The sequence below is a fragment of the Mesorhizobium sp. M0296 genome (assembly GCF_040321675.1).
GTDB lineage: Bacteria > Pseudomonadota > Alphaproteobacteria > Rhizobiales > Rhizobiaceae > Mesorhizobium.
The window spans coordinates 92,452-99,854 of record NZ_JAMYRZ010000024.1; the positions used below are offsets into that span (position 1 = coordinate 92,452).

9 protein-coding genes are annotated in these 7,403 nt (G+C 62.2%); 4 read left to right on the top strand and 5 right to left on the bottom strand.

The genetic code is table 11. From position 1 onward, the window contains the following. Positions 1–204 precede the first annotated feature (204 nt). Complete coding sequence (locus tag NKI97_RS22365) at positions 205–561, top strand: cupin domain-containing protein (protein ID WP_352450559.1); 357 nt, start codon at positions 205–207, stop codon at positions 559–561. A gap of 27 nt (positions 562–588) precedes the next feature. On the opposite strand, the gene NKI97_RS22370 is transcribed toward NKI97_RS22365, so the two are convergent. From NKI97_RS22370 to NKI97_RS22385, 4 genes are read right to left on the bottom strand one after another with little or no spacing between them, the layout of a single operon-like run. Continuing rightward, on the bottom strand, positions 589–903 hold the full coding sequence (locus NKI97_RS22370) for a DUF6665 family protein (protein ID WP_352744354.1): 315 nt from the start codon (positions 901–903) through the stop codon (positions 589–591). 22 nt (positions 904–925) lie between these two features. After that, entirely contained in the window at positions 926–2,809 is a 1,884-nt protein-coding gene (locus NKI97_RS22375) for an ABC transporter ATP-binding protein (RefSeq protein ID WP_352836647.1), read from the bottom strand. Continuing rightward, on the bottom strand, positions 2,806–4,695 hold the full coding sequence (locus tag NKI97_RS22380) for an ABC transporter ATP-binding protein (protein ID WP_352744349.1): 1,890 nt from the start codon (positions 4,693–4,695) through the stop codon (positions 2,806–2,808). The genes NKI97_RS22375 and NKI97_RS22380 overlap by 4 nt, the downstream gene beginning before the upstream one ends. Before the next feature lie 26 nt (positions 4,696–4,721). After that, entirely contained in the window at positions 4,722–5,264 is a 543-nt protein-coding gene (locus NKI97_RS22385) for a hypothetical protein (RefSeq protein ID WP_352456905.1), read from the bottom strand. Between the two features lie 282 nt (positions 5,265–5,546). Between NKI97_RS22385 and NKI97_RS22390 the strand changes: the two genes are divergently transcribed. The 3 genes from NKI97_RS22390 to NKI97_RS22400 all read left to right on the top strand — a co-directional run bounded on the left by NKI97_RS22390 (position 5,547) and on the right by NKI97_RS22400 (position 7,089). After that, positions 5,547–6,005 (top strand): tRNA (cytidine(34)-2'-O)-methyltransferase, encoded by a 459-nt coding sequence (locus NKI97_RS22390; RefSeq protein ID WP_352450521.1) that lies wholly within the window; start codon positions 5,547–5,549, stop codon positions 6,003–6,005. A gap of 170 nt (positions 6,006–6,175) precedes the next feature. After that, positions 6,176–6,619, top strand: coding sequence for a redox-sensitive transcriptional activator SoxR (soxR, locus tag NKI97_RS22395; RefSeq protein ID WP_023679485.1), 444 nt, complete (start codon positions 6,176–6,178; stop codon positions 6,617–6,619). Between the two features lie 119 nt (positions 6,620–6,738). After that, positions 6,739–7,089: a hypothetical protein gene (locus tag NKI97_RS22400; protein ID WP_156937440.1), complete on the top strand. Its 351-nt coding sequence runs from the start codon at positions 6,739–6,741 to the stop codon at positions 7,087–7,089. A gap of 36 nt (positions 7,090–7,125) precedes the next feature. On the opposite strand, the gene NKI97_RS22405 is transcribed toward NKI97_RS22400, so the two are convergent. Next, a complete protein-coding gene (locus NKI97_RS22405) occupies positions 7,126–7,383 on the bottom strand; it encodes a hypothetical protein (RefSeq protein ID WP_023679487.1) in 258 nt (85 codons plus the stop codon). Positions 7,384–7,403: the final 20 nt, after the last annotated feature.

Genomic DNA, 7,403 nt, shown 5'->3' on the forward strand with positions numbered 1-7,403 from the left:
CATGGCGAACAGGCTAGCGAATTCCTCCGGCATTTGGGACTTGGGTTTATGCGTGAAGCCTGTTTTTGTCCAGACGGGTGAAGGCACAAGGGCAGATTGTCGCGGGGGCGTAATTCGCACGGCGGAACGATTGGAAAACAGCAGCAAAACCAAATGGCTGCGTTCGCCTCGACAGCTGGCGCTGGCCCGGTTTATCCTCGGCCTATGGCGCATGTCATAGACCGCGACAAATGGGCCGAAGCGCCCGACCGCTGGCCCGACCATTGGCAGGGCGAGCTGCAAGGCGGAGCTTACGGCTCCCGCAGCTGCCTGATCTTCAACTACCTGCCCGAGATCGGCGGCGGCCCCAGGCTGCACAGCCATCCCTATTGCGAGATTTTTATCATCCGGACCGGGACCGGTCTGTTCACCGTCGGCGACCGGCAGATCGAGGCCACAGCCGGCCAGATCCTGGTCGTACCGCCGAACACGCCGCACAAATTCACCAATCTCGGGCCAGGCCCGCTGGAAACCACCGACATACACGAGAACGGCAGCTTCATCACCGAGTGGCTGGAATAACGCTTCCCAAACCGATTCCGGTTCGGATCATGCGCTGGCGCCGAGCCTGGCCAGCACGGCCTTGGGAATGTTGTATTCCCGGATCACCGCGTCGTGCTTGCGCAGGCCGCAGAGTTCGCGCTGGATGAAATACCCGTGCACCGCTTCGGCTGCATCCCTGAGCAGCCGGGCTCGATCGTCGCTGTCGCCATTCTCGCGCAGCCTCGTCAATGTTTCCTCGACGCGCCGGCCGGCGCGGCCGAGCGCGGCCGCCTTCTCGCCGAGGATTTCATGGCCAAGCAGGTCCAACGCGCTCTCCTGCGCGCCGGACCGTCCGAAATTCGATGGCATTCTCACCGCCATGGTCTACTCCGGTTTTTAGAAACTACTCCGCCGGCCGGGTCTCGGCCAGCGCGTTCTCCTCGTTGAACAGGAAGCCGCCGGACTGCCGCTTCCACAGCCTGGCATAGAGCCCGTCGAGCCCGACCAGCTCGTCATGCGTGCCTTGCTCGACGATGCGGCCCTCGTCGAGCACCACCAGCCGGTCGAGTGCCGCAATGGTCGACAGCCGATGCGCGATGGCGATGACCGTCTTGCCTTCCATCAGCCTTGCCAGATTTTCCTGGATCGCCGCCTCGATGTCGGAATCGAGCGCCGAGGTCGCCTCATCGAGCACCAAGATCGGTGCATCCTTGAGGAAGACGCGGGCGATCGCCACGCGCTGGCGCTGGCCGCCGGAGAGCTTGACGCCGCGCTCGCCGACATAGGCCTCGTAGCCGATACGATCGCGATTATCGCGCAGGCCGAGGATGAACTCGTGCGCCTCGGCCTTCTTCGCTGCCGCGACCACCTCGGCGTCGGTCGCTTCCGGCATGCCGAGCTTGATGTTGTCGCGCAGCGAGCGGTGGAAAAGTGCCGTATCCTGGCTGACGACGCCGATATTGGCGCGCAGCGAATTCTGCGTGACCCTGGAGACGTCCTGCCCGTCAATGGTGATCTTGCCGCTCTCGAGGTCGTAGAGGCGCAGGATCAGATTGACCAAGGTCGTCTTGCCGGCGCCGGACGGGCCGACCAGGCCGACCTTTTCGCCCGGCCGCACGACGAGGTCGATGCCGTCGAGCACACCGGACCCCTTGCCGTAGTGGAACTCGACATTGCTGACGTCGATACGCCCGCCGCCGACGACAATCTCTTTCGCGTCCGGCGCATCGGTCAGGCCGAGCGGCTGTGAGATCAGCGCCTTGGAGTTTTCCAGCACGCCGAGGTTCCGCAAGATGCCGTTGAGCTGCATCATCAGCCGGCCGAGCAGCATGTTCAGCCGCAGCACCAAAGACAGCGTGAAAGCCACGGCGCCGACTGTGATCGAACCCTCGACCCAGAGATAAACGGCAAAGCAGGCGATCGCCGTGATCATAATGCCCGACAGCATCGTCAGTGCCATGCGCACGCCGGTCAGCCTGCGGGTGAACGGGCGCAGCGCGTCGAGATAGATGTCGAAGCCGTTCCTGATGTAGCGGTCGTCGCCATCGGCCGAGAACAGTTTCAGCGTCTGGACGTTCGAATAGGAATCGACAAGGCGGCCGGTGATCATCGAGCCGGCTTCGGCGGTGGCTTCGGCATGCTTGCGGATCGCCGGCAAATAGCGCCTGGCCAGCAAGCCGAAGGCGGTAATCCAGATCACCACCAGCACCGCCAGCCGGAGATCGAGCCCGGCGACCAGCGCCAGCGTCGTTACCGTATAGACGACCATGAACCAGACGACCTCGATGAAGCTTTCCATCAGATCGCCGGTCGCCTGTCCCGCCTGCCAGACCTTGGTCGCGATACGTCCGGCAAAGTCGTTCTGGAAGAAGGCGTAGGATTGGCGCGAGACATGGCGATGCGCCTGCCAGCGCACCAGATTATAGAAACCCGGCGTGATCGTCTGCTCGTCGACCAGCGCCGACAGGCCGACGACGATGGTGCGGATGACCAGCACCACGGCGATCATGAAGACAAGTTCCGGGCCGGCGGCAGTCCACAGCGCGTGCCAGCTGCGTTCGCCGGGAAGCTGGTCGAGGATGTCGACCAGCCGCCCGACAAAGTAGAACAGTCCGGCTTCGACCAGCGGCGCGATGCCGCCGATCACCAGCATGGCGAAGAAGGCGATCTTCGCCTGCCCGACATAATGCCAGAGGAAACCCCTGACGCCGGCAGGTGGCCGAAGGTCCGCGGGCTCCCGGAATGGATAGACCCAGTTCTCGAACCAGCGGTAGATGGCAGTCATCATTCGGCGGCTTCACCCTTGGCGATTGCATCGTTGGCGGCTGCATCGTTGGCGGAGGGGCCGTCGTCGAGCAGGAAGCCGCCCGACTGGCGTTGCCAGAGCTGGGCGTAGAGCCCGCCGCTGGCAACGAGTTCCTCATGCGAACCTTCCTCGATGACTCGGCCCTTGTCCATGACGACGAGCCGGTCCATGGCGGCGATCGTCGACAGCCGGTGCGCAATGGCGATGACGGTCTTGCCTTGCATCAGTCTGTAGAGGTTCTCCTGGATGGCCGCCTCGGCCTCGGAATCGAGCGCGGAGGTCGCCTCGTCTAGAATGAGGATCGGCGCGTCCTTCAGCATGACACGGGCTATGGCGATGCGTTGCCGCTGGCCGCCGGACAATTTGACGCCGCGATCGCCGACATGCGCGTCGAAACCCTTGCGACCGTTAGAATCCGACAATCCGGCGATGAAATCCAGCGCCTCGGCGCGCCGCGCCGCCTCGATCAGCATCTGGTCACTGGCGTCCGGCCGGCCATAGAGGATATTCTCGCGCACCGAGCGATGCAGCAGCGAGGTGTCCTGCGTGACCATGCCGATCTGGGCGCGCAGCGAGTCCTGCGTCACCGCCGCAATGTCCTGGCCGTCGATCAGGACCTTGCCGCTTTCGAGGTCATAGAAGCGCAACAGAAGATTGACCAGCGTCGACTTGCCGGCACCCGAACGGCCAACGATGCCGACCTTCTCGCCCGGCTTCACCGTCAGCGACAGGCTTTCGATCACGCCCTTCTGCTTGCCATAATGGAAGCGGATGTCCTCAAAACGGATCTCCCCCTTGGTCACGGCAATATCCTTGGCGCCAGGCCGGTCTTCGACGAGGCGCGGCAGCGAGATCGAGGCGATGCCGTCCTGCACCGTGCCGATATTCTCGAACAGCGTGGACATCTCCCACATGATCCATTGCGACATGCCCCAGAGCCGAAGCACGAGGCCGATGACCAGGGCGACGGCGCCGATCGTCACGGCTTGGCCGAGCCACAGCCATAGCGAGATTGCGGTGACCGAAAACAACAGCAGCGAATTCAGGACGTAGAGCAGGCCGTAGAGCTGTGTCACCAGCCGCATCGACCGGTAGACTGTATCGAGAAAGCCGGCCATACCGTCCTTGGCGAAGGATGCCTCGCGCCGCGCATGCGAGAACAGCTTGACCGTCTGGATGTTGGAGTAGCTGTCGACGACACGGCCGGTCATGGTTGAGCGCGCATTGGCCTGCTCCTCGCCGACCTTGCCCAGCCGCGGGATGAAATAGCGCAACAGCAGGACATATCCGGCAAGCCAGACGGCAAGCGGCGCAGCCAGCCGCCAGTCTGCCGAGCCGACAATGAACAGCATGCCGAGAAAATAGACGACGATATAGTTGAGCACATCGATGAGCTTGATGACGCACTCGCGCACCGCGAGCGCGGTCTGCATCAGCTTGGTCGCGATGCGCCCGGCAAACTCGTCCTGATAGAAGCTCATCGACTGCTTGAGCAGGTATCGATGCACCTGCCAGCGGATACGCATCGGATAATTACCCATCAGCGTCTGCTGGTTGAGCAGCGAATGGAACCAGACCGTCGCCGGCAGCGCGAAAACCACGATGAATGCCATGCCGACCAGCTTCAAGCCTTCGGTCTGCAGGAACGTCTCGCGATTCTGTCCGGACAGCCAGTCGACGATCCGGCCCATGAAGCCGAACATCCACACCTCGGCAAGGGCGATGGCCGTCACCAGTACCGCATCGAGAGCGATGTAGGGCCACGCGCCGCGCGTATAATGCACGCAGAAGGCGATCAGTGTCCGCGGCGGCTCGACCGGCTCCTTGGCAGGGAATGGATCGAGCTTTTTTTCAAACCAGCTAAACATAGAGATGCTCACAATACTGTTTCCGCTCACGCGGCACGCGAACGGACGAGGTGCCCAGACCGCATGGCGTCAAGGACCGGCGATACGGAATCGTCCGCCTCGCCGGTCCTGCTTCGCGCTATATAGGTTGTCGCGGGCCTTTCGCCGACAGTCTCGTTTGACGATGCTGACGACGTTTTGACGATCCGGATTTTCGCGCCGGTTTTTGCACCAGGCCGGATCAGCCTGATGATCCGGCGCACCAGCGACGGCCGGCTATAGTCCGGAACGGCGCGCGAGAAATCGACGTCCGGCAGCATGCCGCGATGCGGACGCCGGCGGGTCTCGGCGTGAACCGCCGACGAGTAGGTCTCGCCGATCAAAAGCGCCCAGGTCGCAGTCTTGCGCTCGTGCAGGCTTCTTGAGCCGGGTATTCTACAGGGATCGAACATCGGTCCGTCCTCCAGTTGAAGATGCAGGTAGAAGGGTGAACCAACCCAGGCCGCGGGCACGCGCGGCGCGGCAAAGGTGGCATCGGTCGAAGCGTGTTCAGGTGGGGCGTTCAGCCCCTTCCACAGCTTGAAAAACATCGCAGGATTCCTTCAAAGGCCGAAAAGGTTTCGGCGGGAATCGGTGCGATTGAAGTCTAGAAGGTCAGGAGAATCGTCGTACCGAAACCGCCGTCGGGCTGGTAAGCCCACGAGAGGGGTGGTGGATGTGCATGGCCATCATGAATTACCCCTCCATCGGTTCGGGTTGACAATGCTGGCCGTATAACCGACTTCGCAGAAAATGACCACCCGCCAGTCCAGGAATTTCCAAAACCGCGAGAGCTCTGTGGCTGATCTGCCACTTATTAGAAAGACGCGGAAATGAACGACCGTCTCCGCATCGCGCTCTACCAGCCTGATATCGCCGGCAACACCGGGACAATCCTGCGCTTCGCCGCTTGCCTCGGTCTCGGCGTCGATATCATCGAACCGGCGGGCTTCCCGCTCGGTGACCGGGCGCTGAAACGGGCCGGCATGGACTACCTCGAAATGGCGGCGCTCACCCGGCATGTCGACTGGCACGCCTTCGAGGACTGGCGCAAGCTTGCCAAGCGGCGGCTGGTGCTGCTGTCGACCAAAGCAGCTGCCGCCTACACGGATTTCGCCTTTGCCGGCGACGACATTCTCTTGTTCGGCCGTGAATCCGCAGGCGTGCCGGACGCCGTTCATGAGGCGGCGGATGCGCGACTGATCATCCCGATGCAGCCCGGCGCGCGCAGCATCAACGTCGCGCTTTCCGTTGCGATGGTGGCGGCCGAGGCGATCCGGCAGCTCCGCTAGGATGTGTACGCGATCGCCGGCCGCAGCGACCAAGGCGTCGTCCTCACGCAACACTGCGTCCTCTCCGGTCATTCTCATCCAGACGCCCATCGCCTTCTCCTGCCGTTTGCATCTTCGAGGCTTCTTCGCTACAAGCTCAACTTAACTTGAGGTCAAGCGGAAAATCGGAGATGGCTGCGGCAACGGAATTAACAGTCGGCCAGGTGGCGATGCGCAGCGGCGTGGCGGTGTCGGCGCTGCATTTCTACGAAGCGCGCGGGCTGATCCGCAGCCACCGCACATCAGGCAACCAGCGGCGTTACGGCCGCGACGTGCTGCGACGGGTGGCGATCATCAAGGTAGCGCAGGAGGTCGGCATTTCGCTGGCCGAGATCGGCACAGCCCTTCGATCATTGCCTGAAGGCCGGACGCCGACGCGCGAGGATTGGAACCTGCTTTCGACGGCTTGGCGCGACGACCTCGACCAGAAAATTAGTCAGCTCAAGAAGCTGCGCGACGGGCTGAGCGACTGCATCGGCTGCGGCTGCATGTCGATCGACAAATGTCCGCTGCGGAATAAGAACGACAGGCTGGCAAGGGACGGCGCGGGCGCCCGCAGGCTGGTCGTGCGTTGAAGCCATGACGGTCTGGACGGGTTCAGCGAACTTATCCTGTCCGTTAGTCACTATACAGTCTTGTGAAGTTCATGTGCCCGTGCTTGATACGCCCCTGCAACTAACCTTGGGGGGCAGAATTGAAATTTGCATACAAGACTTACGCCGCGTTGCTTGGCGCCATTGTGTTGGCTGGATGCATGCCGAGCGAAGGTGAATGGAATACGGCAAGGACTTTGGTTCAGGGCAGTCCTGCCATGTATAAGAAAGTGCTTACGGAATGCATCAGGCATTCGGAGCAATCGCCTCTCAGTTCGAAGCAGGAAGCTGGCAAGATCATGAATGTCAGCGCAGCCGCGGCGCCACGTGTCTGGTGCGGAAGAACCGTGCGGGCCTTCGCGAATGGGCGGCTGACGTATGCCGAGATGAAAAGAGCGCATCTTGGAACGGGCGACAGAAGCGTGTTTATCAAGATCGTTCAGGGCAGATGAACTAGCCCTGATACGTTCAGCCTCGAGACCGGAGCGTTAATCGGCCGCCGGCAGCCGCCTGATGGTGAATTCGATGACGTCGCCCGGCCGCTCGAACCAGCTTTCGATCTCGGTCCAATAGGCCTGCTTGGGAAAGCGCTCGAACCATTCCTTCGCCTTGAGACGAGCATCGGAGCGCGGCAGCACGAACGTCTCGCGCAGGAAGCCGTCGCGCGGCATGCGCGCGTTCTCGGCGCGCGAACGGTCGAGCCTCTTCTTCAGGCCATCCAGCGGCGGTCTTGCCGGGGTGCGCACGAAAGAACTCCATTCACACT

Coding starts and splice junctions, on each gene's coding strand:
- NKI97_RS22365 (WP_352450559.1), top strand. CDS start 205: ATGGCGCATGTCATAGACCGCGACAAATGGGCCGAAGCGCCCGACCGC.
- NKI97_RS22370 (WP_352744354.1), bottom strand. CDS start 903: ATGGCGGTGAGAATGCCATCGAATTTCGGACGGTCCGGCGCGCAGGAG.
- NKI97_RS22375 (WP_352836647.1), bottom strand. CDS start 2,809: ATGATGACTGCCATCTACCGCTGGTTCGAGAACTGGGTCTATCCATTC.
- NKI97_RS22380 (WP_352744349.1), bottom strand. CDS start 4,695: ATGTTTAGCTGGTTTGAAAAAAAGCTCGATCCATTCCCTGCCAAGGAG.
- NKI97_RS22385 (WP_352456905.1), bottom strand. CDS start 5,264: ATGTTTTTCAAGCTGTGGAAGGGGCTGAACGCCCCACCTGAACACGCT.
- NKI97_RS22390 (WP_352450521.1), top strand. CDS start 5,547: ATGAACGACCGTCTCCGCATCGCGCTCTACCAGCCTGATATCGCCGGC.
- soxR (WP_023679485.1), top strand. CDS start 6,176: ATGGCTGCGGCAACGGAATTAACAGTCGGCCAGGTGGCGATGCGCAGC.